Source organism: Kitasatospora humi (genome assembly GCF_020907985.1).
GTDB classification, from domain to species: Bacteria; Actinomycetota; Actinomycetes; order Streptomycetales; family Streptomycetaceae; genus Kitasatospora; species Kitasatospora humi.
Map to the genome: position 1 here is coordinate 103,841 of NZ_JAJJPA010000006.1, position 26,026 is coordinate 129,866.

Sequence of the window (26,026 nt, forward strand, 5' to 3'; positions counted from 1 at the left end):
CCCCCGTCCGCTTGACCTTGACGTTGGCGGCAGGCTTGGAGCATCCGTCCCATGAACACGGACACCATCCCTCGCCGCACCGTCCTCGTCACCGGCGCCGGCACCGGCATCGGCCGCGCCACCGCCCGTGCCTTCGCCGCCGAGGGGGCCCATGTGCTGGCGGTCGGCCGACGGCCCGAGCCGCTCGCCGAGACCGCCGCCGGACATCCGCGGATCACGCCCCTGGCCGCCGACGTCACGGCAGCCGGTGCACCGGAGCACATCGTGCGGGCCGCAGTGGAGTTGGCGGGCGGGCTGGACGTGGTGGTCAACAACGCCGGGATCGTGCGCGGCGCGGCGCTCGGCTCGCTCACTGCTCAAGTGATCCGGGACCAGGTGGCGACCAACCTGACCGCGCCGATCCTGCTCACCCAAGCCGCCCTTTCCGCATTGGAGTTGGGAGGTGGAGCGGTCATCAACGTCAGCACCTCGGTCGGCCTGCGGGCCTGGCCGGCCCACAGCTCGGTCTACGCGGCGACCAAGTCCGCACTGGAACTGCTGACCCGCAGCTGGGCGGTGGAGCTGGCGCCGCGCGGGATCCGGGTGGCCGCGGTCGCCCCGGGTGCCATCGACACCCCGATCGGCGACCACCAGGGGCTGACCGCGGACCAGCAGATGGCGGTGCGGGCGTGGCAAGTGGCGCACACGCCGCTGCGACGGATCGGGCGGCCTGAGGAGGTCGCATGGGCGATCACCAGGTTGGCTGATCCGCTGGCCTCCTTCGTCACGGGCGTGGTGCTCCCGGTCGACGGTGGTGCGGTGGTGGCGTGATAGGCAATGCCCGTCGATGCGGGTGAGCGATGGAGGCGGTGCGGGGTGCGGATCGGCGAGCTGGCGAAGGCGACCGGCACCACGGCGCGCGCCCTGCGCCACTACGAGCAGGCCGGGCTGATCCGCTCCGAGCGAGCCGGCAACGGCTACCGCGACTACGACGAGCAGACCGCGATCCGGGTGCGCAACATCCGCCACCTCCTCGACGCCGGACTCACGTTGGAGGACGTGAGTGCCTTCGCCGCTTGTCTGGACGGTGACTTGGCCGCCGCCACCCCCAGCGACCGCGGCCGTCGGATCGCCCTGGACCGCCTGGCCGTCCTCGACCAGCGCATCGCCCGCCAACTCGCCGCCCGCAACCGCCTGGCGACGGCCCTGGGCCTGCTCCCCGCCGACGCCGCAGCACCGCCGACCCCCCGGGCGCCGAAGGCTGAGCGCGTGCCGTGACGGTGTGCAGCATGGAGCCGCCGGACCGGTCCGCCCGAGGACTCCACCTCCGGCGCGGCAGTCAGCGCCCGCGTGGCAGCTGTGCGGTGAAGTCGGCCACGAAGGCGGTGATCAGACGGGCGGAGGCGGTCCGGTCGGCGTCCGGCCAGTCCGCCATCGCCCGTGCGAAGACCTGCTGCCGCCCCCGCGCGGTGGGCTCCGCGGGGGCGGGCCGGTCGACTCAGGGGGTGCTGGGCCGGGTGCCGCGGCGCAGCAGTCGGCGCCGGGCCGGCTGGTTGGGCAGCCAGCCGAACGCCAGGATGCTGCCGATCAGGCCGAGCAGCAGGCCGATGAAGAACCCGCCCAGGTTGGACGTGACCCAACTGGCGAGGGTGAGCAGCACCGACAGGACCGAGTAGAACAGCCGCTGACCAGGACTGAAGATCAGCAGCAGTCCGCACAGGGCCATCACCGACGGCACCAGGAAGCCGGCCAGGCCCTGCATGCCGATGTGGAGGATCACCGGCAGTGGCATCTTCTCGGTGAAGAGGATCTCGCCCCCACCGAGGAAGACCAGCAGTCCGCCCCAGAACGGGCGGGCGCCGCGCCACTCCTTGAAGGTCCGCCGCTGCTTGCCCGTCGGCGCGTCGGCCCGGCCGCGCCCGCCCGCGGGGGCGGGGGCGGCGGGGGCGCCGACCGGTGCGGGCCCGTCGGCCGTGCTCGCGGCAACCGCCGCCCCGCCCGCCGGGGCGGGGTGCGGGACGGTGGCCTCCGATGCCGCGGCGGCCTGCGGGTCCGCACCGGTTCCGCCCGTCGCGGCGGTCGGCGGCGCCGTGATCGTGGCGGTCTCCTCGGGGCTCCGGGCTTCTCCGGCGCCCGGGAGCGGCTCAGCAGCCCCTTCGGCGGCCGGTTTCGGCTCGGATGTCGGTGTCTGCTCGGCCATCCGTCAGCAGCCCGTGTCGCTGAAGCTGAGGTGCAGGTTGGGCAGCTTGAAGGTGGCCGCGGTGGTGGCGTAGTTGTCCTGCCGCAGGTGGTTGATGGTCACCGTGTCCGCCTGCTGACCGAAGACGCCTTCCGGCCCCTGGACGCCGGCCTTGTCGAAGGTGCTGGCGTCACCGCCGACCTCGATGTTGTTGAACGAGGCGTCGCCGGAGAGGACGTCGGAGTCAGTGGTGAGGCCGGCGGCGGTCACCGGAGTGCCGTTGTCACCCGCGGTGATCCTCAGGTTGGTGCCGCCGAGGTTGACGCTCTGGCACAGGTTAGTCAGGGAGGCTGACTTGATCACGGAGACCGCGACGATCACCTGACCGCCGGTGTCACCGGCGTTCGGGCTGTTGGGGATCATGTTGTCCAGTCCGCCGAACTGCTCGAACCCGTTGCCCTGCAGTTGGTCGGCGGTGACCGTGAAGGCCATGCCGGAAATGGCGAACTGGGCGCCGATCACGCCCTGCGCGGTCAGCGCCATCAGCACCCCGCCCGCGAGGCAGGCGGGGATTCCCATCAGGGCGGCTCGCTTCAGACGGACTCGGCCCCGACCGGCCGGTGCCGGGCCGGCTGGCTCTGCGGACTCGGCGGTTGGCTCGACGGACTCGGCCATGGCTGCTCCAGGGAGTTGGTGAAGGACCTGTGATGGACAGTGCGCGTTGCCCTGGCGCGGACAGCGCTCCCACCGGGTGATCAACCACCCTCCCTGGCAGAGGAATTGATGATCGATCAGGCGGCGTGACAGCTGCCGTGAAGTTACCTCGGGGTAAGCAGAGGGTCAAGAGTCCGTGCAGGGCAGCACCGGTCGGCGCCAGCCGACGCCGGCCGCCTGCGCCTTGGCCACCTGCTCGGCCGCCGCTTCCGGACCGAGGAACGGAGCCAGCGCAGCGAACGACAACGTCGGTAGCAGATCCGGGAGTTCGGATTGCCGACCGGTCGCGATGTAGCGGTAGACGGCCGAGTAGGCGCCACCGACCACGCTGTCCACCAGTAGCTCTCCCGAGATCCCGAGCGGCACCGCCGGGCAGTCGGAGAACAACCTCCTTAGCCGCACCCGCAGTTGCTCCCGTGCCAGCCGGCCCGCCGGCCCCACGGCTTCGATCTCCACCACGGCCATGGTGGCGAACGCGGGCACCTCGGCGAGGATCGCCAGCATCACCCGCAGCGCGGCGTGCACACCGGCACACCAGTCACACTGGGAGGCGAACGCCTCCTCCATGCGCCGGATCACCACCGCGCAGCCATGCCGGTGAGCCGCCAGGAACGCCTCCTCCTTGCCGCTGAACTGCTCGTAGAAGACCGGCCTGGTGACCCCGGCCGCCTGGCAGATGTCGCTCACCCGGGCCCCGGCGTAGCCGCAGGCGGCGACCGTGTGCACCACCCCGTCGAGCAGCCGCTCCCGCTGGGTGGCGGCGACCACCTCGGGCGGCACCCGGCTCGGTCCGCGCCGGATCGAACGGGCCGGGTCCCGGCCGCTGCGGACTCCTGGAAGGATCAAGTCGCTTGAAATGACCAGTTGTTCAAGATTCTTCCGCAACTTCCGCCCCATCCCTTGACGCTGGCGTGGGTCAGGTTTAGAACCTTCCCAGGTTTCCAATCGAGGCAGGACTTCAACTAGCAAGATCCGCCAGTGAGTTGGCGGCCCAGGGCCAATGACACAGTATGGCGCAGGAAGTGCCGAAAAGCGGTGGCAGCCGCCGAACCCGATGGCCGAAACCTCTCCCCCGGCTGAGTGGTCGGACCCCCGTGGCGCCGGGACGGTCCGACTGCCGCGCCGGCCCACCCGCCGTGCCTGAGGAGCGCTGCCATGCCCCGCACCGAACTGCCGCACTCCGCGCACCAGCCCCGCGAACCATATCCGACGCGCCGCCGGCTCGCCGCCGCGGTGGCAGGACTCACGGCCGCCCTGCTGGCCGCCGCCGTCACCCCGGCCGAGGCCGCGACCCCCGGCGGCATCTACGCCGGCCTGGGCCACTGCCCGCTCACCGCGCCGGCCATGCAGGACCCGAGCGACCTGCAGGTCGGCTGCGTGGTCGCGGTGACCAATGCCGGCAACTTCACCATCGGCAACACCCTGGTGCCGCTCAACTCGCCGATCACGCTGCAGTTCGGAGCCTACTGGGACAAGTCCGCTCCCCAGGTCACCTTTCCTGACGGCAGCACCGCCAACCAGTACACCACCGTGGCCCCGACCGGTGCCCCGCTGATGACCGCCCAGCCCGCGCAGATCGCCATTCCCGGGATCATCAACTTCCTGCCCGGCATCACCAGCATCTTCGCCCAGGTCGAACCGGCGGGCCCGATAACGAACTTCACGCCACTGGCGACCGGTGAGTCGTACCCGGTGTTCAAGATGCCGATCAAGCTGCACCTGTCCAACCTGCTCTTCGGCGACGACTGCTACATCGGCTCCGACAGCTCGCCGATCGTGCTCTCCCCGACCACCGGCACCACCGCACCGCCGGCCCCGGCCACGCCGATGACCGGCAATCCCGGCACCCTCGGGCTGAACAGCGACCCCAACGGCTACAGCGCCTTCGAGGCCTCGTTCACCGACGCCAAGCTGGTCGACAACACCTTCAGCGTGCCGGGAGCCAGCGGCTGCGGCCTGGGCGGCAGCCTGGACTGGATCATCGACCTGGCCATGGGCCTGCCCGCCGGCGCCGGCAAGGGGTCGGTGACCTTCGACCAGACCAACACCTCGCTGGCGCTGGACACCAGCGTCTCCGACTTGACCTCGGCGCTCAACGCGTCAACCACGGCCCACTGAGGCCACTCCCCCACAGCCAGGAACACCCTGGGAACACCACCCCCACCCAGAAATCGAGGGAACTCTCGTGCGAAACCACCTCGTTGTCGGCGGCGTGGCCCTGGCGGCCGCCGCCCTCACCGCCCTGACCGCGGTGCCCGCCTCGGCCGCCGGCCCGGTACTCACCTACGGCAGCCTGGGCGGCAGCGCCGTCGCCGTCGGCGACACCATGACCGCCTCGCTGCTCTCCGGCACCAACGCCACGCTCTACTCCACCACCGCGGGCGGCACCGGCCTGAAGTGCGCCAGCTCCTCCTTCACCGGCACGGTCAGCAGCAACCCGACCGCGCCCGGCACCGCCTCCGGCTCGCTCACCGGCTTCACCCTCGGCAGCTGCACCGTGGTCAACACCCCGGGTGTGACCGGCGTGAAGAGCCTGACCCTCACCAACCTGCCGTACAGCGACAGCATGAGCGACGCCGCCGGGCTCCCCAACACCCTGTCGGCCGGCTCGTCCGGCCCGATCGGCGCCACCGTGGTGCTCAACACCCTGCTGGGCTCCGTGACCTGCACCTACCAGGCGGCCGGCAGCCTCTCCTCGAACGGCAACAACACCAACTCCACGCTCACCTTCAGCAACCAGCAGTTCAACAAGCTGACCGGCCCGAGCGCCTGCTTCTCGACGGCCTACTTCAGCGGCACCTACGGGCCGTTCGTGGACGCCAGCAAGGCCGGCAGCCCGTCGATCTTCGTCAACTGACGACCCACCTGCGGGTGACCCACTCGGCGCCGCCGTCCCCCCTGCTCTGCGGCCGGGGGGGCGGCGGCGCGCCGTTGCTCTCAGAGCTTGGGCACCAGGGTGAAGTACCGGTCCAGCAGGGCCCGGTCCCCGCTCACCGCCAACTCCGCGGCCGGCCGGCGGCCCCAGAGGTAGAGCAGCAGATCGCTGGCGGTGCCCGCGAGCTCCACCGCCGCCTCGCCGGCGGGCTGCGACAGCCGCACCTCGTCGCCGTCGAACCGCACGGACCAGCTCTGCGGGCCGTCGGTGCGCCGGAACCCGTAGCTCTCCCCGGCGCCCGGCTGCGCCTGGCGCCAGGCCCGTCGCACCTTCGCCATCTCCTCGAAGTTCTGCGCGACCGCGTCCGCCGCCAGCTCCGCCTCGACCGGGCTGCCCGGTTCGCCCAACGCCCGCTCCGCGTCCCACCGGTGGATCGAGAGCTCGATGCACTGCACCCGCAGCCAGAAGCCCGCGGTCCGGCTCGGGGTGTAGCTCCACACCGGGGCGCCGGCCGGGGTGTCGGCGAAGACCTGCGCCAACCGGGCCGCGCCCTCGGCGAACCAGTCGACCAGGCTCGCTGCCACCGGTCCCAGGAACGGCTTCTCGGCCGGCCGGCCCGGCTCCGGCCAACCGGCGGTGTCGGCGGGCAGTTCGAGGAACGAGAGGTCCTCGCGGTCCGGGGGCTCGGTCGTGCCGGCGGTGAGCACCTTGCGCACCAACCGGTGCACCGAACCGAGATGGAGCACCAGGTCGGCGGCCGACCAGTCGGGGCAGGACGGCACGAGTGGTGCGGTACCGGCCTCGGCCGCCCGGCGGATCGCTAGCTCGAAGGCCGCGCTCTCGCGGCGGAAGTGGCTGATCTGATCCATGCCCTTCACTGTGCTGACCGGCCGTCAGACAGGCAAGCTTTGCGTGGCACGCAAACTTGCGTGCCACGCAAGAACTGCTAGAGTGCCGCCATGACGACGGATCCCGCCGCCGGCACCCCGAGCGGGCTGCGCGAGCAGAAGAAGCAGGCGACCCGCGACGCGCTGAGCTGGGCCGCCCTGCGGCTCGCGGTCGAGCGCGGCCTGGAGAACGTGCGGGTCGAGGAGATCGCCACGGCGGCCGGGGTGTCACCGCGGACCTTCAACAACTACTTCTCCAGCAAGCACGAGGCGATCCTGCACCGCCATCTGGACCGCACCCGGCAGGCCGCCGCAGCCCTGCGCGAACGCCCGGCCGGCGAACCCCTCTGGTCGGCGATCACCGAGGCCGTACTGAAGCCGTACGGCACGCGGGAGCAGGCGCCGGGCCGCGAGTGGACCGCCGGTGTGCTCCGCCTGCTGGCCGAACCCGCCCTGCAGGGCGAGTTCGCCCGGGTCGCGATCACCGCGCGGATCGAGCTCGCCCGGGCGATCGCCGAGCGCACCGGCACCGACGCCGACCGGGACCTCTACCCGGGCCTGACGGCGTCGGCCGTGCTCACCGCCCAACAGGCGGCCGGTGACCAGTGGTTGCGCTGCGACCCACCGGTGCGGATCACGGCGCTGCTGCGCGAGGCGCTGGCGCTGCTCGCGGCCGGCCTGCCGGATCCCTCGTCCTCCGATCCGAGCTGATGACTCGTCAGCTACTCCTGGGGGCAGACAATGACTATCGACGTGGCCATCGCGGGCGGCGGACCGAACGGGCTGATGCTCGCCTGCGAACTCGCCCTGGCCGGGGTGCGGCCCGTGGTGCTGGAGCAACTCACCGAACCCAGCCATGAGCCCAAGGCCAACGGGCTGGTCGGCCAGGTGGTCCGGCTCCTCGACCAACGCGGCCTCCACCAGCGGATCACCGGGCACACGGACCCGCCGGCACCCAGGCCCGGCTACATGTTCGGCGCCTTCCCACTCGACCTCACCGGCCTCGACCCCAACCCGCTCCACGTCCTGCCGGTGCGGCAGCGCGATCTGGAGTCGCTGCTCGCCGAACGGGCCCGGGAACTGGGCGTCGAGGTGCGGCGCGGCCATCGGCTCGACTCCCTCGCACCGGACGCGGACGGAGTCGACCTCCAACTGGCCGGCCCCGACGGCCCGTACCGGCTGCGGGCCCGCTACCTGGTGGGCTGCGACGGCGGGCACAGCACCGTGCGCAAGCTGGCGGGCATCGCCTTTCCCGGCGTGACCGGGCCCGAAGTGGTCCACCGCGCCGCCCACGTCACGCTGCCCGACGGCTGGGTGGACGAGCGGACCGGCGAGTTGGACGTCCCGGGCCACGGCCGGATCCGACCGTTCGGCTACCACCGCACCGAGCGCGGCGTCTTCGTCTTCGCCGCCGTCGTACCGGGCAAGCCGCTGGTCGCCGTGCTGGAGTGGGAGGCGGCCCCGAAGGCAGCCGAACCACCCTTGACCTTCGAGGAGTTGAGCGAGGCGGCCAACCGTGTGCTGGGCGCTCGACTGCCGCTCACCGCACCGACCGGCCCTGGCCCGCACCTGCTGCGCCGCCACCGCGGCGCAAACACCCGCCTGGCCGAGCGCTACCGCAGCGGACGGGTGCTGCTGGCCGGCGACGCCGCCCACGTGCATTCGGCGGTCGGCGGCCCCGGCCTCAACCTCGGCCTGCAAGACGTCGCCAACCTCGGCTGGAAGCTGGCCGCCGAGGTGCACGGCTGGGCGCCGCCCGGCCTGCTGGACAGCTACCAGAGCGAGCGGCGCCCGGTCGGCGAGCGGGTGTTCATGCATTCCCAGGCGCAGCTCGCACTGATGGCCCCCGGGCCGACCGTCACGGCGCTGCGGACGCTCTTCGGCGAACTGCTGGCCGACCCGGCCAACACCCGCCGGATCGCCGAACTGCTCGCCGGCTCCGATCTGCGGTACCCGGTGGGCTGCTCGCACCCGTGGGCCGGGCGGTTCGTCCCGGAGCTCACCGGCCTGCGGGTCGCCGGTCTGCGGGTTGCCGAACTGCTGCACGGTGCGCAGCCGTTGCTGCTCGACCTGAGCGCCGACGGCCGATTCGCCCCGCTGGCGCACGGCTGGCGGGACCGGGTGGCGGTGCAACGGACCGACTGTCCGGGCGAGTCGACCGCGGCGCTGCTCATCCGACCCGACGGGTACCTGGCGTGGGCCGCCGACCACGACGGAGCGCCGCAGGAGCTGCACGAGGCGCTGACCCGCTGGTTCGGCGAGCCGCTCGCCGACTGACCGGCGGGCGGGCCGGGCTGTCGGGTCCGTCCCGCCCCGACCCGTTATTCGATGGCCCGGCCTCCCGGCCGCTCCTACAGTGGCACCACGTCCACTCATGGAGCCGATCATGCGCACGCACTATCCCCGGACGCCCCACCTGCCCTGGTCGCCGGGCGCCTCCGGGGACGACGTCCGCACCGGTGACCTGTCCGGGCTGCGCGGCCTGGAGGTGGTGGTCACCGAGAAGCTCGACGGCGAGAACACCACCCTCTACCAGGACGGTCTGCACGCCCGGTCGCTGGACTCCGCACACCATCCGTCCCGTACCTGGGTCAAGGCGCTGCAGGCGCGGATCGGGCCCGGCATCCCGGCCGGTTGGCGGATCTGCGGCGAGAACCTCTACGCCCGGCACTCGATCCCGTACCGCGAGCTGGACGGCTTCTTCTACGGGTTCTCCGTCTGGGACGACCAGGACCGCTGCCTGGACTGGGACGCGACCGTGCGGTGGCTGCGCGCCCGGGGCGTACCCGTGCCGCGGGTGCTCTGGCGCGGCCTGCTGGACGAACGGGCACTGCGGGCCCTGAAGCTCGACCTGGACCGCCAGGAGGGCTATGTGGTGCGCAGCGTCGCGGGGTTCTCCCGGGCCGAGTTCGGGCAACGGGTCGCCAAGTGGGTCCGGGCCGGCCATGTGCGGACCAGCACGCACTGGATGCACGCGGCGGTGGTGCCCAATGAGCTGGGCCCGGCCGCCGCGTTCTGGGCGGTCCGCTCGGGAGCGGCGCCCGAGCCGGCCCCCCTGCTGGCAGCGCTCGAAGCGACCGCGGGCCTCGACCTCGGCTCGCCGGAGCGCCGGGTGGCCGTGGCCGCCGAGCGGCTCGACATGCTGGGCCGCACCGGCGACGCCCGGCTGGCCGGCGTGCTCGCCGCCCTGCTCCAGGGCACCCCGCGGGGCCGCCTGGCCGGCCGGCTGGCCGGCGTGATCGGCGTGCCGTTGGCCCGGCGCGTTGCCGACCTGGTCGGGCTGCACGACCGGCTGCTGCGCCCGTACCCGGACCAGGACCGCCCAACCGGCCTGCGGCGCTTGGCGATCGCGGCCGACCTCGGGGTGCTGCACGCGGTCGCGGCGGCCGCTGCGGCCACCGATGAGGAGCGCGAGCACGTCGATTGGTCCGCGCTGCACGCCGAGGACGCCGGGCTGCTCGGCCCCGCGCCGCTGGCGCCACTGCGCACCGAGCTGCGCGCGGCGCTGGCCGGTCGGCCCCCCGAAGTGCTGGACCGCTGCTGGGCGCAGGCCCGGGAGGCCTTCGCGGCCGGGCGGCTCAGCACGGCGGCCGAGGCGGTGGCCGCGACCTGGCGCTGGCGGGACGGTGCCTTCCCGAAGCTGATCCAGCTGGTCGGCCCGGCCGGCAGCGGCAAGAGCAGCTTCGCCCGCGGTCTCCAGGGAGTCGAACGCTCCATCGCACTGGACGAGTTGCGCGCCGACCGGGGTGACCGCGGCGACCAGCGCGCCAACGGCGAGGTGCTGCGCGACGGACTGGCCCGGCTGGACGCCGCACTGGCGGCCGGCGGCACGGTCGTCTGGGACGCCACCTCACTCAACCGCCACCAGCGCGCCCAGGTGCACGCGGTGGCGCAGCGCCGCGACGCCCTGACCACCCACGCGGTGCTGCTCGCTGACGAGACCGAGCTGCGCCGCCGCAACGCCGTCCGCGAGCACCCGGTGCCCGACGGCGTCCTCACCGCCCAACTGCGACGGTTCACCCCGCCCTACCCCGGCGAGGCCCACCGCACCTGGTACGTCGGGCCGGGCGGCGCGGTGGCGGACCGCGACGACGCCCAGGTCACCGAGGAGCACTGATGCGCACCAGCGAGCAGATCTACCACCAGGTCCGCTGGGACCCGCGGTTCGACCCGGCGCGCTTCGTGCTCGGGGTGAGCCGGCGGCAGGCCGAGCCCAAGCGGATCGCGCTGCCGGCCTTCGTGCCGGGCGGCGACATCCCCTGGCACCGGGTGCTGTTCGTGGAGGCCGACGGTGAGTTGGTGTGGGACCGTGCCACCGGCCTCGACGTGCTGGACCGCGGCACGGCCGGGCGGGTCCGCGAACCGCGCCGCCTGGGTGCGCCGTTCTTCACCGCGCGCCCGGTCCACCGGTGGGACGGCGCGGCCGGTGCCTGGCGTGCGGCCGAGGCGGATCCCGAACTCCACGGCGCCCCGGGCAGGCCGCACCCGCGGGTGGTCACCTGGAACGTCCTGTGGGACCGCTATGACGGCGACCGGATCGCCACCGCGCGGCGCCGGCCGCTGCTGCTCGCCGCACTCGCCGACGCCGACGCCGACGTGATCGCGCTGCAGGAGGTCGAGCCCGCGCTGCTCGACCTGCTGCTGCGAACGCCCTGGGTGCGCGCCGACTACGCGGTGAGCTGCGCCCCGGACGGCCGGGACGTCACCGAGCACGGCCTGCTGCTGCTGAGCCGCCTGCCGGTGCGCGAGGCGGCGCTGCACTCCCTGGGCCCGCACAAGGCGGTCGCCGCGCTGACCGTGGAGACCGCCACCGGCCCGCTGGTGGTCGCGGCGACCCATCTGAGCAGCGACCACTCGGAGCACGGCGCTGCCAAGCGGGAGACCGAACTCGCCGAGCTGGCTGCGGGATTGGCGGCGGTCCCGGGCGATCTGCTGCTGCTCGGCGACTTCAACGACGGCCGCGAGGGGGCCCTGGGGCCGGGGACGGTGCTGGGGATGCGTGACGCCTGGACCGAGGTGCACGGCCCGGCCGACCACACGCCCACCTTCGACCCGACCGCCAATCCGCTCGCCGCCGTCTCCTCGCTGACCGGGCGGGCGGCACGGCTGGACCGCATCCTGCTGCGTCCCGGCGGCCCGCGCATCGCCGCCGCCGAGTTGCTCGGGCGAGTCGCCGGGCCGGACGGGCTGTTCGTGTCGGACCATTACGGTGTGGCGAGCCAACTGAACCTGGACGACCCGCCGGGCGGAGCGCTCGACCTCGCGCCCACGGCCCGCACGGCGGTGGCCTGGCTACCGCCGGACGAGGTGTGGCCCGCCATCCAGGAGGTGCGCCGCCGGTACGACCGCCAGGTTCACCGCTGGCCGCCGCACGTCAACCTGCTCTTCGGCTTCGTCCCGGAGTCCGCGTTCGACCGGGCCGCACCGCTGGTCGCGGCGGCCGCCGCCGAGGTCGCGCCGTTCACCGCGCGGCTGGCCGGTGTGAACAGCTTCAAGCACCACGGCGATGCGACGGTCTGGCTCGACCCGGCGGCCGACGGCGAGGAGCCGTGGGCCGCCCTGCGGGACGAGCTGCTGCGACGCTTCCCACGCTGCCGGGGGCGTGCTCCGGGGTTCACCCCGCATCTGAGCCTCGGCCGGAGCAACGACCCGCAGACCGTGGTCGCCTTCGCGGAACGGCACCTCGACACCATGTGGGCCGATGTCGGCGCGGTCGTGCTGCTGTCCCGCCGGGGCGCCGGACCGATGCGTCCGCGTGCCGTGGTCGCGCTGGGCACGGGCGAGCTGCGGTGGCTGCCGGAGGCGCGCGGCGGCTGGCCACCCTCGTACGAGGAGCCCGACGCGGCGGAGGTCGACGCGGCGGAGGTCGAGGCGACGGCGGTCGACGCGGCGGAGGTCGACGCGACGGCGGCTGAGGCGACGGCGGTTGACGCGGCGCTGCAGCTGGTGACGCGGGCGCTGGCGCCGAGCGGCGCGGTGATCGAGGTCGTCGGCTCGCGGCGGATGGGGTGCGCGCTGGACGGGTCCGACCTGGACCTGGTGGCCGTGCTGCCCGGCGAGGCGCGGCTCGGCGACCTCAAGCAGCGGCTGGCCGGCGAGCTGCCCGCCGGCACCGCCGTGCGCGAGGTGCTCGGCGCCCGGGTGCCCGGCCTGCGGTTCCGTCTGGGCGCGCTCGGCGTCGACCTGGTGCTGGTGGGCTCCGGGGCGTTGCCGCCCGCCGAGGCGGTGGCGCGGCGCGCCGAACTCGGGGAGACCGCCGCGCTCGCGTTGAGCGCGGTGAGCGATGCGGCCGCGGTGCGCGCGGCCGTCGGCGGCCGGCACCCGGCCTTCACCCGGCTGGCCCGCGAAGTAAAGGCCTGGGCCAGGGCGCGCGGCCTGGTCGGCGCGCCGTTCGGCGGACTGCCCGGACTGGCCTGGGCCGTGCTGGCAGCCCGCACCGTGCTCGGGCACCCCGAGCTGGACGGCGCCCTGCTCCTGGGCGCCTTCTTCGGTGACTGGGCGGCCTGGGACTGGCAGCGGCCGGTGCGCCTCGGGGCGGGGGACGGCGGCTCGCACCCGCCCGGCACCGTACTGACGCCGTCCGAGCCGGTCCGCAGCTGCACCGGGCAGCTGCTGCCGGGGAGCCTGGAGCTGCTGAGCCAGGAGCTCTACCGCGCCTGGGAGTTGACGGAGGCCGGGGGTGACCCGTGGCCGGAGCTGCTGGCCGGCCCGCCGCTGCACCGCCGTCATGCGGGCTGGGCGACGGTCTCACTGCGCGCGCCCGATCCCGAGGCCTTCCAGGGGCTGCTCGGCCGGACGCGCGGTCGGCTGCCGGCCCTGCTCGCCGCCCTCTCCGAGGACTGCCCCGACCTGCACGCCTGGCCGCGCCCGTTCGAAGCCGGCCCGACGTCGGCCCGGTACGCGATCGGCCTCGGTCAACACCCGCCCGACCCCGCCCGCCTCGCCGAGCTCACCGATCCCTGGACCACCGGACTGCCCGGAGTCACCGTCGAGTGGCAACCCGGCGGCGACGTACCCACGTTGCGCTGACCTGCTGCTCGCCTTCTTCGTCGCTTGGTACTCCGGTAGTACTCCAGTGAGACCTCGTGGTCTCCGCCGGGCCGGATGGCGGGAGAGCTTGTATCTCCGACGGGGAGGCCTCGGGGCGGCGTAGACGCCGCCCGTTGGCGGGTGCCAGTGGCAGGTTCGAGAACGGCGTCCTCGTCGAGCGCAGCGAGGTGGCGGCATGACCCAGTCCCTCGATCCCGGCAGCCACGCAGTCGAGGTTCCAGCCCTGGGAGACGGTCTACGGCTACTTCGCCAAGTGGGCCAAAGAAGGCGTGTTCGCCCAGCTCAACGGACTGCTACGGGATCTCGTGCGCCAGAGCGAGGGGCGCGGTGGCAGCCCCGAGGGTGTGGTGCCGGTGGGCTGGCGGCTTGTACGGGGAGATCAACTCGGTTGCGGGCGCCTGAGTTGATCACTAGGGTGCGGATGTTCTGCTGCTCGACGACGTAACGAAGGTGGCGCCCGCCCATGACCTCGACTGATCTGCTCCCGCCCATCGGGCCGGTCACGGCGGACGACCTTGCCGAAGGCCTGCGGCTGGTGGTCGCGCTGCTGCGCCAGCCGGCCGCCCTCTCTGCGGACTGGAGCCGTCCGGCCGGGACGCTGGACATGGACTGCTGGGAGACCGCCGAACACCTTGCTGACTGCTTCTTCTTTTACGGCACGCAGCTTGCCCAGCAGTCACCGCCCGTCGAGACCTTCCTGTCGTTCGTCGAGCATCGGTCCGCACCGGGCAGGCCCGCGAGCGTGATCTCCAGTGAGCGCGAGTCCGGGGTCGAGGGCCTGGTGCAGGTGGTGGAGGCCTGCGGGGCGCTCCACATCGCGATGGTGCGGACGTCGGCACCGGAGGCACGTGCCTTCCACCCCATGGGGACGACGGACCCCGAGGGTTCGGCGGCCATGGGCCTGGTCGAGCTCTTCGTCCACGGTTACGACCTGTCCTGCGGGCTCGGCCTGCACTGGACCGCCCCGGCCGGCCTCTCCGCCCGGGCGCTGCACCGCCTCTTCCCCGACACTCCGGCGGACACCGACCCCTGGGCGACCCTGCTCTGGGCCACCGGCCGCGGTGACCTGCCCGGACGTGAGCGGGTGACGGCGGACTGGCGCTGGCACAGCGCACCCCGCTGAGACGCCAACGCCCGGGTCATGGCGGCATGAACGAGATGTCTGCTGCTCTGGAAGCGTTGCCGATCGTGATCCGGACCGTCGCGACGTTGCCGCCGCGGTCCTCGGGGACCTCCTGCGCGGCAACGCACTCGACACGGACACCGCCCGCCTGGTCGTCGGACGCCTGGTCAGCCTGGCCGTCAACGAACCGGAGACCACGGTCCGCGAGTCCGCCCTGAACTCGATCAGCGAGGCCTTCAACCGCTACCGCCTGCCCCTCGACCTTGTCGAACCGCTGGCCGTCACCATGCCGACGATGGATCGCGAGCGCCTCGAAAACGCCCTCTACATCCTCGGCGCCACCCACGACCCGAGGGCTTCAGCTCCTTCTCGTCTGCGTCAGCGTCAACAACTTCTGCAACGGTCTGAGCAGCGCGGTCCTCGCGATTCCGGCGATCCGTGAACTGGGAATGCGGCCAGCGGCGTTCGGAATCCTGACCGGTGCCACTGCGGCCTGCATCGGTGATCGGCGACCTCGGCCCAGTCGAGCAGGACTGGCAGCGCGCCACCCCTGTCCGAGCTGCTCCACTGGCCCACCGGCCCTCCGTGGCGGCCGGCGAGGACGGCGAGGACGGCGAACCGCCGTAGGGTGGCAACGTGGCGGCGACGTGCCCACCTTGCGTCGCCCGGACCGTCCTGGAGGGGCGATGACCGTCATCACCGGCTATCTGAGCGCCGCGGAGCAAGCGGTGACCCTCATGGCACGCCCTGACGTTGTCGCGGCTTGGCAACAACCCAGCGCCCTGCCGGAGATGACGACCGGCGCCCTCGCCGGCCACCTCGCCTTCCAGATCCTCAGCGTCTCGGCCGCGTTGAGCGACATGACCGGCTCCGACTCCACCGAGCCCCCGATCCCCCTGCTGGAGCACTACGAACGCGCCGCCTGGGTCGGCGCCCCGCTCGACGGCGAGGCCAACGCGGGTATCCGGGCGCGCGCCGAACAGTACGGCACCGACGGCCCGTTGGCCCTGGTGGCCCGAGCCCGCGCCGCACTCGCCGAGCAGCGGGGCGAGTTGGCGAAGCGGACCGGCGCCGAGCCGGTGATGCTGTCGTCGACCGGGTGGGCGCTGCGGCTGGACGACTTCCTGGTCACCAGGCTGGTGGAGCTGGTGGTGCATCAGGACGACCTCGCGGTCGGCCTGGGGTGGCCCACGCCGGAGTTCACGGACGAGGCCTACGACCCGGTGCTGCTGTTGCTGGCCCGTCTCGCGGCCCGCCGCCACGGCCAGGGCGCGCTGCTGCGGGCACTGACCCGGGCGGAGCGGGCGCCGGGAGCGGTCAACGTGTTCTGAGGGGCGGCCATCCGCCGGCGTGCAACGGGCCCCGGCACGGCCGTTGTTCACCAATCCGCATCACTGCCGTCCGCCCGGTTGTCACCTCACTGCGTGAAGTTCACACTGTTGACAGGCCATGGACAACTTTTGCCCCCCACCGCTCCGTACGCTCGTTGTCCGCACCGCCGAATCCCGCACCCCCACCCGTGGCCGGGCTGCCGCAGTCCGGCTGCTCCCGCACCCTGGAGTCTTCATGCGTTCGAGGTCGCGTCTCGCGGCGCTGTGTGCTGCCGCTCTGACCACCGCACTCGCCGCGTCGGCCGCGGTGACCGGCACCGGATCGGCGGCCGCCTCAGCCGCCGCCACCACCGCCGCCCTCCCCGGGTACTCGCACGTCGTGGTCGTGATGGAGGAGAACCACTCCTTCGACGACATCATCGGCGACACCGCCGACGCTCCCTACATCAACTCCCTTGCCGACCAGGGCGCCCTGATGACCTCCTCGTTCGGAGTCAGCCACCCGAGCGAGCCCAACTACATGGCGCTGTTCGGTGGCAGCACCTTCGGCCTGAGCTCGGACTCCTGCCCGGTCAGCGAGGGCAGCACGGCCAACCTCGGTTCCGAACTGCTCGCCTCCGGCCGCACCTTCGTCGGCTACTCGGAGGGCCTGCCCTCGGTCGGCTCCACCAAGTGCACCTCGGGCGCGTACGCCCGCAAGCACGCGCCGTGGGCCAACTTCAGCAACATACCGGCCGCGGACCAGCAGCCCTTCAGCTCCTTCCCGAGCAACTTCAACAACCTGCCCACCGTCTCGTTCGTGATCCCGAACCTGAACGACGACATGCACGACGGCAGCATCGCGCAGGGCGACAGCTGGCTGAACAACCACCTCTCCGCCTACGCCGATTGGGCCACGCAGAACAACAGCCTGCTGATCGTCACCTGGGACGAGGACGACTACACCGAGAGCAACCAGATCCCGACCATCTTCTACGGTGCCGGGGTTGCCGCGGGCCAGTACAGCGAGACCATCAACCACTACAACGTGCTCGCCACCCTGGAGCAGATGTACGGGCTGAAGCAGGTCGGCAACAGCGCCACCGCCGCCCCGATCACCGACATCTGGGGCTGACTCCCAGTCAGCCGCGTTCCCACAGCCGGCCGTCCGGCCCCCGCCGCACCCGGGGCCGGGCGGCCGTCCGGCCAGATCGAAGGAGTCCGCCCGGCCATGACCAAGCCGCCCGACCCGGACCCGACCGGCGAGCCGTCAACCGACCCGGACCCGACCGGCGACCCATCCACCGACCCGGACCCGACCGGCGAGCCATCGACCGACGCGTCACCGGACGGCGACCCACCGGTCGGCGTCGCTGCACTACAACGCCCCGACGGACGCGCCAAGTTGACCGTGCTGCGCCGCCGCCCGCTGCGCATCGCCGCCGGTGCCGCCGCGGTGCTGCTCGCCGCCGCCGGCCTGGTCGCCTCGGCGCACGCGGACGGCGGCAGCCGAACGCCGGGCGGCGCACTGCGGGCGGACACCACCGGCTGCGGCCGGCCGCCCGCCCGACTGCCCGCCGGACCGGTCTCCTTCAGCGTCACCAACGCCTCGAAGGTGTACCTGACGGTCTACGTCGTCTCGGCCGACGCGCGCCTGGCCTACGCGGAGATCCCCTGGCTCGGCCCGGGCAGGACGCTGCCGCTGGACACCACGCTGACCGGCGGCCAGTACGCGATCCGGTGCGTCTTCTCCAGCGGCCCGGTGCAGACCACCGGCCCGATCCGGGTGGACGGCACCGCCGCCGACGCGGTGGCCGGCTACCTCCCGATGGACGACAAGGAGTTGACCGGCCCGGTGAACGCCTACCGCGGCTACGTCACCGCGGCGCTGCCCAAGCTGCTCGCCGCCGCCCGGACCCTGGACGACGACGTGGCCCGGGGCGACCTGAACACCGCCCGCGCCGACTGGCTCACCGCGCACCTCGACTACGAACGGCTCGGCGCCGCCTACCACTCCTTCGGCGACTTCGACGACGCGCTCAACGGAATGGCCGACGGCCTGCCGCAGGGCACCGGAACGCCGGACTGGACAGGCTTCTTCGCGCTGGAGTACGGCCTCTGGCACAACCGCACCGCCGACCAGCTGCGACCGCTCAGCCGCAAGCTGGTCGCCGACGCCGACGGCCTGATCAGCGACTTCCCGAGCGAGGACACCGACCCCGGCGACCTGCCCCTGCGCGCCCACGAGATCCTCGAGAACGGGCTGCAGTTCCAGCTGAACGGCACCGCCGACTACGGCAGCGGCACCACGCTGGCCACCCTGGAGGCCAACATCCAGGGCACCGAGGAGGTGCTCGGCGTGCTGGCCCCGGTGGTCCAGCCGCGCGACCAGGCGCTGCTCACCCGGCTCGATAGCGAACTGCCCGCCCTGGACGCCGAAGTGGCGGCCTGCAAGGACCCCGACGGCAGCTGGGTGCCGGCCGCCCGGCTCGACGCCACCAGGCGCCACCGCCTCGACGGCGACCTCGGCGACCTGCTGGAGCAACTCGCCGCCCTGCCCAACCTGCTGACCCCGAGGAACCACGCATGACCACCGCCGAGCCCGCCCAGCCCTCGCCCGCCCAGGCCCTGCGCCGGCGCTCCTTCCTGCGCGGCGCCGGCCTCGGCACCGCCCTCGGTGCGGGCGCGCTGGCCGGCGCGTTCGCGGCCGCGGGCGCCGCCGACGCCGACACCGACAGCGGCGGCGCCGACCGCGCCGGCCCGTCCGGGCGGGTCGTGCCGTTCCACGGCCCGCACCAGGCCGGCATCACCACCCCGCAGCAGGCCGCCGCCGGCTTCGTCTCGTTCACCGTCACCGCGCCCGACCAGGCCGGGCTGCGGCAGTTGTTCGAGATCCTCACCGACCGGGTCCGCAGACTGACCGCCGGCGGCCCGGTGCCCGCCACCGACCTCGCCTCACCACCCACCGACAGCGCCACCCTCGGCCCGGTGCCACCCGCCGACGGCCTGACCGTCACGGTGGGGGTGGGCGCCTCGCTGTTCGACGCCCGCTACGGCCTGGCCGACCGCAAGCCGGCCAAGCTGGTGCCGATGCCCGCCTTCCCGGACGACGACCTGGTCGGCTCCACCGAGCTCCACGGCGACCTGTCGCTGCAGCTGTGCGCCGACTCGCGGGACACCGTGATGCACGCGCTGCGCGACATCACCCGGCACACCCGCGGTCTGATGCAACCGAGTTGGAAGGTGGACGGTTTCCACTCCGCACCCCGCCCGACCGGCACCCCGCGCAACCAGCTGGGCTTCAAGGACGGCATCGCCAACCCGGACACCGGCGACGCCAAGACCGCGGACGCGCTGATCTGGACGCACGGCGGCGCCAACGGCGAGCCGGCCTGGGTCGAGGGCGGCTCCTACCAGGTGATCCGGATCATCCGCATGCTGATCGAGTTCTGGGACCGGGTCTCGCTGCACGAGCAGGAGACGATGATCGGCCGCCGCCGCGACTCCGGGGCGCCACTGGACGGCACCGCCGAGACCGACCTGCCGAACTACCCGGGCGATCCGCAGGGCCTGATCATCCCGATGAACGCGCACATCCGGCTCGCCAACCCGCGCACCCCCGACACCTTCGACCAGCAGATCCTGCGCCGCGGCTACAACTACGAGCGCGGCCTGGACCTGGACGGCAACCTGGACGTCGGCCTGGTCTTCTGCTGCTACCAGCAGGACGTGGCACGCCAGTTCCAGGCCGTGCAGCAACGCCTCGCCGGGGAACCGCTGGTCGACTACATCTCCCCGACCGGCGGCGGCTACTTCTTCGCCCTCCCCGGGGTGACCGGCCCGACCGACCACTACGCCTCCGCACTGCTCGCCTGAACCACCGGCCGTGCCGGCAGCCTTCGGCGGTACTCGCCGGGGAGTCCCGCCGGCACCGGACGTCCCCGCGGCCCCTGCGCGTAGGCCGCCTCGACGGGTGACACCGGCGAGCCGACCAGGGAGGATGTCGCGGTGAACACGCTTCCTGCCGACGACGATTCCGCGCAGCGACCGGGTTACCGGCGCTCGACAGGCTCTCCCCGCGGCGAGGCCAGGCGCCGGGAGCTGCTCGACCGGGTCGCCGACGACCTCGCGGCCAACGGCCTGCCGGACTTCTCGCTCCGACGGGCCGCCCGGGCGGCCGGCACCACGCACAAGGTCCTGCTGTACCACTTCGACGGGGCCGACGACCTGCTCAGGCATGCGGTGCTCCGGCTCCGCGAACGGCGCGTCAGCGGTGCGCTGGCAGCCGCGGCCGAGGATGCGGCCGGCCGGACCCTGGCCGACCGGGTGCGCGCCGTGTGGCTCGTCCTGGCCGGCGAGGAGTCGGGACTGCGGGTGCTCGACCAGGCCATCGGGTTGGCGATGTACGACCCCCGGCGCCACGCCGAGCTCGCCCGCACGGCGTCCCGGCAGTACCTGCCCGCGTTGCTGTCCTTCTGCCCCGCCGGCTGGTCCGACCAGCGCAAGGCCGAGGTGGCCGAGTTGGTCCTCGCGACGCTCCGGGGCCTGCTGGTGGAGCTGGTGACGAGCGGTGACGCCGGGGGCGTCGCGGCCGGTTTCGAGGCACTGGCCCGGGCGCTGGAACGGGAGGAGGCCGCCGAGGAGTAGCCGTCGGGCCGCCGGAAGCCGTGGACAGGTTGTGAACCACGTGGTTCACTTCTTCCCAGGGGCGAATCCCACCCGTCTGGGGGAGGCGTACGGATGTCCGTGACACGTGAGAAGGTACGTTTCGCCAGCGGCGGCACCGAGTGCGCCGCTTGGCACTATCCGGGCACCAACGGAGCCTGCGTGATCATGGCCGCGGGCCTGGGGGTGACCAAGGAGCCGGGCACCGACCCGTTCGCGAAGCGGTTCCACGCGGCCGGGTTCAGCGTGCTCGCCTTCGACCACCGGGGCCTCGGGGAGAGTGGCGGCACGCCGCGCCAGGTGGTGCGGGCCAAGGGGGAGTTGGCGGACTGGGAGGCCGCGATCGCGTTCGCACCGACCCTGCCCGGCGTGGATCCGACCAGGCTCGCCCTGTGGGGCTTCTCCCTGGCCGGGGGCCACGTCGTGCGGATCGCGGCACGGCATCCGGAGCTGGCGGCGGTGATCGCGCAGACACCGGCCGTCGACGGTCAGGCCGTCGCCCGCAACGCGATGCGCCATCAAACGCCGTCAGCCGTCTGCCGGTTCACCGCACTGAGCATCCTCGACGCCCTCGCCGGCCTGTTCGGTCGCCGACCCTTCCTGATTCCGCTCGCCGCCCGCCCCGGCACCGTCGCGGTCCTCACCACGCCGGACTCCCTGGCCGGCCCGCGCGCGCTCGACCCCGGCAACGACCACCCGGACTGGCAGCAGGCAGTCGCCGCCCGTTCCACGCTGGGCCTCGCGTTCTACCGCCCCGGTCGCGACGCCGCCCGAGTGCGGTGCCCGCTCCTCGTCGTCGCCTGCGACCAGGACCGGTCCGCCCTCGCCGACCCCGCCGTCGAAGCCGCCCGCCAGGCGCCCCGGGGCAAGGTGGTCCTGCTGTCCGGCGAGCACTACGCACCCTTCATGGACGCCCACGAGCAGGCCGTCGAAGCAGAGTTGGCGTTCCTGCGCCGGCACCTCGGCTGCGCGGCCGGCGCCTGGGACCAGCCGGCGCGGCCGGGTGACAGGATCTGACGCAGGGGCTCCTCCCCTGCGGTTCGGGGAGCACCGACTCTCACCGGTCCGGGTTCACGCGGGCGGCGTGCCGAAGGTGCCGGAGGCGTAGCTGAACACCGTGTACCTGCGGTCCGCCAGGGTGAACTCCGCCACTTCCCGCATGCCCAGGTGCCGGTGGACGGCGAGCGACTTCTCGTTGGACTGCTCGACGAACAGGACACCGTGGTCGAAGTGTTCGCTCAGGTTCGCATCGACCGCGCGCAGCAGGCTCCGCACGACACCGCGGCCGCGGAAGGCGCGGTCCACCACCACCGGCCCGTAGAGGTAGAGCCGCTCGGCGCTCGGCGCGAGACCGGCCCGCAGCGCGGCGTCCACGGTCAGCCGCGGCGGTCCCTCGTCGAGCATGGACGGGGCACTGGTGAGGGCGGCGCCGGCGAGCCGCCCGTCCTCCTCGGCGAGGTAGATGCCCGTGGTGGCTTCGATCGAGGCGAGCTTGTGCTCGTCGAAACCGCCCTGCACGAAACCCTGCTCGGCGCGCTCGACCGCGGACAGCCCGACGCCCCGAGCGCTGTCGATCAGGGCGAGCACCCTGCCGCGGTCCGCGCTAACGGCCTTGCGTGTCGACATGATCATGCGCGCACGCTACCGGACCCCGGCAGCCGGGCAGCCACCCGGCACCTGGTTCTAGGCTGTCGACATGGAAGACTACGCGGTGCCGGTCCTGCCCAGCCGGGACCTGGACGAGACCCACGACTTCTACCGCCGCCTCGGCTTCGAACTCCGCGGCCGCTGGGGCACGGAGGACGGTTACCTGATCGTCGCCCGGGGGACGGTGGAGCTGCACTTCCAGCATGATCCCGGGGTGGATCCGCTGGCCACCGCGGGCTGCTGCTACCTGCACGTCCGCGACGCGGACGCGCTGTACCGCGAATGGGCCCGCCTCGGCGTCCCCAGCGACCCGGCCACCGGCAGCCGCCTGGTGCCGCCCTCGGACACCCCCTACCGGATGCGGGAGTTCGCGCTGGTCGATCGCAGCGGGAACCTGCTGCGGATCGGCAGCCCGCTTGAGCGGACAACCGCCGGTCGGTGAGCGGGGGCAGGGCGGCGCGGGCCCGACGGGCTGCCGGCCGCGGCCCGTGCGGCGCTCCGACGATCCACCCGGCCGACCTGGGACGTCGATCACCAGCGATCGGCTCGGCGGCCTGCCACTCGGTCGGCCAAGGTGTCCCACGAACTGGTCAGCTCCCGGCGCCCGCCACGGTTTCGCCTGCGCCGACCGCCCCGCCGACCACGACCGGGCCAGTGCCGAGGACGCTCGGCAGCGGGTGCACCGGGCGCTGGCCGGGTACCTGTGGACGGGACTTCGGGCCCGCAGCCGCTACGGCACGCACCGACGCCGGCGGCAGCCGTTCCGCTGCCGCCGCTGCCGCCGGTGTCGGTGGGGCCCGTGGGGCCCGTGGGCCGGGTGAGCCTAGCCGCGCCCGCCGCCGGCGCCGGCGCCCGCGCCCCGCGCTTCCGCGAACGCCAGCCCGGTCACCGAGAGCAGCAGGAGGCCGGTCCCGCCGACCGTGGCGGGCGCCAGCCGCTCACCGAGCAGCGCCACGGCGATCACCGCCGCGCTCACCGGCTCGATCAGGGTGATCACCGATGCCGTCGTGGCCCGGACCACGGCCATGCCTGCGAAGTACAGGCCGTACCCGAGGGCGGTCGGCACGGCGGCGATGTACGCCAGCAGCACCACCGTCCGGCCCAACCCCTCGGTCTGCGGCAGCAGTCCGCCCTCCAGGGTGGCGAACGGGAGCAGCAGCACGCCGCAGACCAGGAACGAGTAGAAGGTGCTGGCCAACGGGTCGGCGGCGATGCCGCGTTGCGCCGAGTGCCGGCCGTGGAGGGTCATGCAGGCGTACCCGGTGGCCGAGGCCAGCGCCCAGGCGACGCCACCCGGCCGCACCTCCCCGCTCCCCGCACCGCCGAGCATCAGCACGGCCAACCCGGTGACCGCGCCGACCACCGCCGTGACCCCGGCCAGGCCCAGCCGCTCCCGCAGCAGCGCCCGGGCGCCGAGGGCCACCAGCACCGGCGCCGCGCCGAGCGTAACCACTGTGGCGACGGCCAGCCCGGTGCCGGCCACCGCTTCGAAGTAGGCTATCTGAAACGCCGTCAGGGTCGCGCCGGTGATGCCCAGTTGGACGAGCCGGGGCCGCTTCGGCAGCGGCCACCCGCACAGGGCGCAGGCGAGCAGCAGCAGTGCGGAGCCGCCCAGCGAGCGCCAGCAGGTGAGCGCCACCGGGCCCAGGCCGCTGTGCCCGTAGAGCAGCGCGGCGGCGGCACCGGCGGTGCCCCAGGAGGTGGCGGAGACGATCAGGTAGCAGAGGCCGCGCCCGACGGTGAGGGTGCGCGGAGCCGACAGGGGTGTCGCAGACAAGGAGGTCTCCCACGGGGGACGAGAAGTGGTCGGATGCTCTCGTCTGCGGGCAGCACCGACCGCCCCGGGCACTACCCGGGGGTCACGTCATCCGTGGTCCGGCCGCCCGCTCAGGCGGCGGGAGGTGGCAGGACAAGGCTCGTCGGCATGGGTTCAGCCTACACGGCGCCCTCGGGGGCGCTCTGCGCCGCCGAGCGGCCCTTGCGGCCCCGCCCAGGGAGGTTGCGACGGGCGGCCCACGCCAGGGCGAGGACGGTCACCGCGAGCGCCCCCGCCTCCGGCCAGGCGCCGACCCGGTCGGCCGGGGTGATGCCGGTCCGCAGCGGCACGCGCTCGGTGAGGGTCTGCTGCTGCCACAGCCCGGTGTGGGCGGCGACCGTGCCGTCCGGCCGGATCACCGCGCTGACGCCGGTGGTGGAGACCACGGCGACCGAGCGGTTGTGCTCGACGGCGCGCAGCCTGGCCATGGCGAGCTGCTGGTCGGTCTCGTCGGAGCTGCCGTCGCGGGTGAAGGCGGCGTCGTTGGTCTGCTCGACCAGCAGGTTGGCGCCCGCGCGCACGCCGTCGCGGACCAGCCCGTCGTAGCCGATCTCGTAGCAGATCACGTCGCTCAGGTGGATGTCGCCGACGTCGAAGACGACGGTCCGGTCGCCCGGGGTGAAGTTGCGCGGGATCAGCTGGAGGTCGCCGAGGCCGCCGAACAGGCTGCGCGCGGGGATGTACTCGCCGAACGGGACGAGTTGGCGCTTGGCGTACCAGGGGCCGGGGCCGGTCAGCGGGTCCCAGAGCAGGCCGGCGTTGTAGGTCTGGTCCTGGGGGCCGTCGAGGATGGCGCCCACCAGGATCGGCCGGTTGACGGCGTTCACCGACTCGTCGATCAGGAAGCTCAGTTCCGGGTCGGTGCGCGGCTCGGAGTCGGTGGAGTTCTCCGGCCAGAGCACCAGGTCGGGCTGCGGCACCTTGCCGGCGTGGATGTCCTGGGCCAGCTTCAGGGTCGCGTCGGCGTGGTTGCTCGTCACCTGCTGGATGCGGGCCTGCTCCGCGAGCGAGCGCTCCCTCGGCACGTTGCCCTGCACCAGGGAGAGCACGGCGGTGGAGGTGCCGCCGCCGGCGGCCGGCAGCGGGATCGCCGGCGACAGTGCCAGCGCGACGACGCACCAGCCGGCCGCGAGCAGCCGCCGCCGGGCCGTGGGCGGCGCCAGCACCAGCCCGGCGAGGGCGGCGCCCACCAGGGCGACGACGAACGTGACGGCCGGCGCGCCGGCCACCCGGGCCCACCCCAGGGCCGGCGAGTCGGCCTGACTGAACGCCAGCCGCCCCCACGGGAACCCGCCGAGCGGCAGGCGGCTGCGCACCGCCTCGGTCGCCGTCCACCACAGGGCGACCAGCGGCACCCGGCCGCGCAGCCGCAGCAGCAGCGGCAGCGGCGCGGTCATCGCGGCCAGCAGCAGCGACTCGGCGAGGCTCAGCGCCACCCAGGGCAGCAGGCCGATGTTGCCGGACAGCCAACGCACCAGCAGGCCGAAGAAGACCACCGAGAAGGCGAGTCCGATGCCCGCGGCCGTGCGCAGCCGCTGCCCGGCCACCGCCACGACCAGCAGGGCGACGCCGACCGGGGCGAGCGGCCAGGCACCGATCGGCGGGAACGCGCAGAAGAGCAGCGCACCGCCGGCGCCGGCGGTCGCCAGCGCCCACCGGGTGCGGAGACGGCGGGTCGGGCGCGCGCCCGCCGTGGCGGGGCCGGCCTCGCAGGCAACCATGAGCATCCGCAGAAAGTAGCATCCAAATCTTGTTCACCTTTTCGTAACACCTGGTCCGTG

Annotated in this window: 24 protein-coding genes and 1 pseudogene; 17 read left to right on the plus strand and 8 right to left on the minus strand. The window is 73.4% G+C overall.

The annotated features are described in order from the left end of the window. Nucleotides 1-51: 51 nt before the first annotated feature. On the plus strand, nucleotides 52-810 hold the full coding sequence (locus tag LN042_RS08615; protein WP_230050083.1) for an SDR family NAD(P)-dependent oxidoreductase: 759 nt from the start codon (nucleotides 52-54) through the stop codon (nucleotides 808-810). A 45-nt stretch (nucleotides 811-855) separates the two neighbouring features. After that, the gene (locus LN042_RS08620; protein ID WP_230050085.1) at nucleotides 856-1,257 is read left to right on the plus strand and encodes a MerR family transcriptional regulator; all 402 of its coding nucleotides are present in this window, start codon (nucleotides 856-858) and stop codon (nucleotides 1,255-1,257) included. A 220-nt stretch (nucleotides 1,258-1,477) separates the two neighbouring features. On the opposite strand, the gene LN042_RS37965 is transcribed toward LN042_RS08620, so the two are convergent. The 3 genes from LN042_RS37965 to LN042_RS08635 all read right to left on the minus strand — a co-directional run bounded on the left by LN042_RS37965 (nucleotide 1,478) and on the right by LN042_RS08635 (nucleotide 3,718). Then, the gene (locus LN042_RS37965) at nucleotides 1,478-2,179 is read right to left on the minus strand and encodes a DUF6114 domain-containing protein (protein ID WP_372495695.1); all 702 of its coding nucleotides are present in this window, start codon (nucleotides 2,177-2,179) and stop codon (nucleotides 1,478-1,480) included. 3 nt (nucleotides 2,180-2,182) lie between these two features. After that, a complete protein-coding gene (locus LN042_RS08630) occupies nucleotides 2,183-2,833 on the minus strand; it encodes a DUF6230 family protein (protein ID WP_230050087.1) in 651 nt (216 codons plus the stop codon). A gap of 165 nt (nucleotides 2,834-2,998) precedes the next feature. Continuing rightward, a complete protein-coding gene (locus LN042_RS08635; protein WP_230050089.1) occupies nucleotides 2,999-3,718 on the minus strand; it encodes a TetR/AcrR family transcriptional regulator in 720 nt (239 codons plus the stop codon). A gap of 309 nt (nucleotides 3,719-4,027) precedes the next feature. Here LN042_RS08635 and LN042_RS08640 point away from each other — a divergent pair, with 309 nt between their 5' ends. Then, entirely contained in the window at nucleotides 4,028-4,990 is a 963-nt protein-coding gene (locus LN042_RS08640; protein WP_230050091.1) for a hypothetical protein, read from the plus strand. A 67-nt stretch (nucleotides 4,991-5,057) separates the two neighbouring features. Continuing rightward, nucleotides 5,058-5,729 (plus strand): Tat pathway signal sequence domain protein, encoded by a 672-nt coding sequence (locus LN042_RS08645; protein WP_230050093.1) that lies wholly within the window; start codon nucleotides 5,058-5,060, stop codon nucleotides 5,727-5,729. 80 nt (nucleotides 5,730-5,809) lie between these two features. On the opposite strand, the gene LN042_RS08650 is transcribed toward LN042_RS08645, so the two are convergent. Beyond that, nucleotides 5,810-6,616 carry a maleylpyruvate isomerase family mycothiol-dependent enzyme gene (locus LN042_RS08650; protein ID WP_230050094.1) on the minus strand — a complete coding sequence of 269 codons (807 nt, stop codon included), beginning with the start codon at nucleotides 6,614-6,616 and terminating at the stop codon, nucleotides 5,810-5,812. A gap of 90 nt (nucleotides 6,617-6,706) precedes the next feature. Between LN042_RS08650 and LN042_RS08655 the strand changes: the two genes are divergently transcribed. From LN042_RS08655 to LN042_RS08680, 6 genes and pseudogenes are all read left to right on the plus strand, one after another. Then, nucleotides 6,707-7,345: a TetR/AcrR family transcriptional regulator gene (locus LN042_RS08655; protein WP_230050096.1), complete on the plus strand. Its 639-nt coding sequence runs from the start codon at nucleotides 6,707-6,709 to the stop codon at nucleotides 7,343-7,345. A gap of 30 nt (nucleotides 7,346-7,375) precedes the next feature. Then, nucleotides 7,376-8,911, plus strand: coding sequence for an FAD-dependent monooxygenase (locus LN042_RS08660; RefSeq protein WP_230050098.1), 1,536 nt, complete (start codon nucleotides 7,376-7,378; stop codon nucleotides 8,909-8,911). A 109-nt stretch (nucleotides 8,912-9,020) separates the two neighbouring features. Next, the gene (locus LN042_RS08665) at nucleotides 9,021-10,751 is read left to right on the plus strand and encodes an RNA ligase family protein (RefSeq protein WP_230050100.1); all 1,731 of its coding nucleotides are present in this window, start codon (nucleotides 9,021-9,023) and stop codon (nucleotides 10,749-10,751) included. Further along, nucleotides 10,751-13,663, plus strand: a complete 2,913-nt coding sequence (locus LN042_RS08670; protein ID WP_230050102.1) for a poly(A) polymerase — start codon at nucleotides 10,751-10,753, stop codon at nucleotides 13,661-13,663. Before LN042_RS08665 ends, LN042_RS08670 begins: the two co-directional genes overlap by 1 nt. Nucleotides 13,664-13,899: 236 nt before the next feature. Continuing rightward, nucleotides 13,900-14,034 (plus strand): annotated as a pseudogene (locus LN042_RS08675) (IS5 family transposase); the annotation flags it as partial. Between the two features lie 113 nt (nucleotides 14,035-14,147). Next, nucleotides 14,148-14,807: a hypothetical protein gene (locus LN042_RS08680; protein ID WP_230050104.1), complete on the plus strand. Its 660-nt coding sequence runs from the start codon at nucleotides 14,148-14,150 to the stop codon at nucleotides 14,805-14,807. A gap of 16 nt (nucleotides 14,808-14,823) precedes the next feature. On the opposite strand, the gene LN042_RS08685 is transcribed toward LN042_RS08680, so the two are convergent. Then, on the minus strand, nucleotides 14,824-15,153 hold the full coding sequence (locus tag LN042_RS08685; protein ID WP_230050106.1) for a hypothetical protein: 330 nt from the start codon (nucleotides 15,151-15,153) through the stop codon (nucleotides 14,824-14,826). 340 nt (nucleotides 15,154-15,493) lie between these two features. Here LN042_RS08685 and LN042_RS08690 point away from each other — a divergent pair, with 340 nt between their 5' ends. From LN042_RS08690 to LN042_RS08715, 6 genes are all read left to right on the plus strand, one after another. Continuing rightward, nucleotides 15,494-16,138 carry a maleylpyruvate isomerase N-terminal domain-containing protein gene (locus tag LN042_RS08690; RefSeq protein WP_230050108.1) on the plus strand — a complete coding sequence of 215 codons (645 nt, stop codon included), beginning with the start codon at nucleotides 15,494-15,496 and terminating at the stop codon, nucleotides 16,136-16,138. Between the two features lie 235 nt (nucleotides 16,139-16,373). After that, nucleotides 16,374-17,252 (plus strand): alkaline phosphatase family protein, encoded by an 879-nt coding sequence (locus tag LN042_RS08695; protein ID WP_230050110.1) that lies wholly within the window; start codon nucleotides 16,374-16,376, stop codon nucleotides 17,250-17,252. 96 nt (nucleotides 17,253-17,348) lie between these two features. After that, nucleotides 17,349-18,707, plus strand: coding sequence for an EfeM/EfeO family lipoprotein (locus LN042_RS08700; RefSeq protein ID WP_230050112.1), 1,359 nt, complete (start codon nucleotides 17,349-17,351; stop codon nucleotides 18,705-18,707). Continuing rightward, nucleotides 18,704-19,993 carry an iron uptake transporter deferrochelatase/peroxidase subunit gene (efeB, locus tag LN042_RS08705; RefSeq protein WP_230050114.1) on the plus strand — a complete coding sequence of 430 codons (1,290 nt, stop codon included), beginning with the start codon at nucleotides 18,704-18,706 and terminating at the stop codon, nucleotides 19,991-19,993. Before LN042_RS08700 ends, efeB begins: the two co-directional genes overlap by 4 nt. A 132-nt stretch (nucleotides 19,994-20,125) precedes the next feature. After that, entirely contained in the window at nucleotides 20,126-20,764 is a 639-nt protein-coding gene (locus LN042_RS08710; protein ID WP_230050115.1) for a TetR/AcrR family transcriptional regulator, read from the plus strand. Between the two features lie 93 nt (nucleotides 20,765-20,857). Then, complete coding sequence (locus LN042_RS08715) at nucleotides 20,858-21,799, plus strand: alpha/beta hydrolase (protein WP_230050116.1); 942 nt, start codon at nucleotides 20,858-20,860, stop codon at nucleotides 21,797-21,799. 54 nt (nucleotides 21,800-21,853) lie between these two features. Here LN042_RS08715 and LN042_RS08720 read toward each other — a convergent pair whose 3' ends face one another. Beyond that, nucleotides 21,854-22,414 (minus strand): GNAT family N-acetyltransferase, encoded by a 561-nt coding sequence (locus LN042_RS08720; RefSeq protein ID WP_230050117.1) that lies wholly within the window; start codon nucleotides 22,412-22,414, stop codon nucleotides 21,854-21,856. Nucleotides 22,415-22,478: 64 nt separating this feature from the next. Here LN042_RS08720 and LN042_RS08725 point away from each other — a divergent pair, with 64 nt between their 5' ends. Then, on the plus strand, nucleotides 22,479-22,871 hold the full coding sequence (locus LN042_RS08725; protein ID WP_230050119.1) for a bleomycin resistance protein: 393 nt from the start codon (nucleotides 22,479-22,481) through the stop codon (nucleotides 22,869-22,871). Between the two features lie 381 nt (nucleotides 22,872-23,252). On the opposite strand, the gene LN042_RS08730 is transcribed toward LN042_RS08725, so the two are convergent. Together LN042_RS08730 and lnt are read right to left on the minus strand one after the other, a co-directional pair. Then, a complete protein-coding gene (locus LN042_RS08730) occupies nucleotides 23,253-24,206 on the minus strand; it encodes a DMT family transporter (protein ID WP_230050121.1) in 954 nt (317 codons plus the stop codon). A gap of 158 nt (nucleotides 24,207-24,364) precedes the next feature. Beyond that, nucleotides 24,365-25,972, minus strand: a complete 1,608-nt coding sequence (gene lnt, locus LN042_RS08735; RefSeq protein ID WP_230050123.1) for an apolipoprotein N-acyltransferase — start codon at nucleotides 25,970-25,972, stop codon at nucleotides 24,365-24,367. Nucleotides 25,973-26,026 lie beyond the last annotated feature (54 nt).

Bases quoted from the DNA above. Each gene is read 5' to 3' on its own strand.
- LN042_RS08615 (WP_230050083.1), top strand. From the start codon at position 52: ATGAACACGGACACCATCCCTCGCCGCACCGTCCTCGTCACCGGCGCC.
- LN042_RS37965 (WP_372495695.1), bottom strand. From the start codon at position 2,179: ATGGCCGAGCAGACACCGACATCCGAGCCGAAACCGGCCGCCGAAGGG.
- LN042_RS08630 (WP_230050087.1), bottom strand. From the start codon at position 2,833: ATGGCCGAGTCCGTCGAGCCAACCGCCGAGTCCGCAGAGCCAGCCGGC.
- LN042_RS08640 (WP_230050091.1), top strand. From the start codon at position 4,028: ATGCCCCGCACCGAACTGCCGCACTCCGCGCACCAGCCCCGCGAACCA.
- LN042_RS08650 (WP_230050094.1), bottom strand. From the start codon at position 6,616: ATGGATCAGATCAGCCACTTCCGCCGCGAGAGCGCGGCCTTCGAGCTA.
- LN042_RS08655 (WP_230050096.1), top strand. From the start codon at position 6,707: ATGACGACGGATCCCGCCGCCGGCACCCCGAGCGGGCTGCGCGAGCAG.
- LN042_RS08660 (WP_230050098.1), top strand. From the start codon at position 7,376: ATGACTATCGACGTGGCCATCGCGGGCGGCGGACCGAACGGGCTGATG.
- LN042_RS08665 (WP_230050100.1), top strand. From the start codon at position 9,021: ATGCGCACGCACTATCCCCGGACGCCCCACCTGCCCTGGTCGCCGGGC.
- LN042_RS08670 (WP_230050102.1), top strand. From the start codon at position 10,751: ATGCGCACCAGCGAGCAGATCTACCACCAGGTCCGCTGGGACCCGCGG.
- LN042_RS08680 (WP_230050104.1), top strand. From the start codon at position 14,148: ATGACCTCGACTGATCTGCTCCCGCCCATCGGGCCGGTCACGGCGGAC.
- LN042_RS08690 (WP_230050108.1), top strand. From the start codon at position 15,494: ATGACCGTCATCACCGGCTATCTGAGCGCCGCGGAGCAAGCGGTGACC.
- LN042_RS08695 (WP_230050110.1), top strand. From the start codon at position 16,374: ATGCGTTCGAGGTCGCGTCTCGCGGCGCTGTGTGCTGCCGCTCTGACC.
- LN042_RS08700 (WP_230050112.1), top strand. From the start codon at position 17,349: ATGACCAAGCCGCCCGACCCGGACCCGACCGGCGAGCCGTCAACCGAC.
- efeB (WP_230050114.1), top strand. From the start codon at position 18,704: ATGACCACCGCCGAGCCCGCCCAGCCCTCGCCCGCCCAGGCCCTGCGC.
- LN042_RS08715 (WP_230050116.1), top strand. From the start codon at position 20,858: ATGTCCGTGACACGTGAGAAGGTACGTTTCGCCAGCGGCGGCACCGAG.
- LN042_RS08720 (WP_230050117.1), bottom strand. From the start codon at position 22,414: ATGATCATGTCGACACGCAAGGCCGTTAGCGCGGACCGCGGCAGGGTG.
- LN042_RS08725 (WP_230050119.1), top strand. From the start codon at position 22,479: ATGGAAGACTACGCGGTGCCGGTCCTGCCCAGCCGGGACCTGGACGAG.
- lnt (WP_230050123.1), bottom strand. From the start codon at position 25,972: ATGCTCATGGTTGCCTGCGAGGCCGGCCCCGCCACGGCGGGCGCGCGC.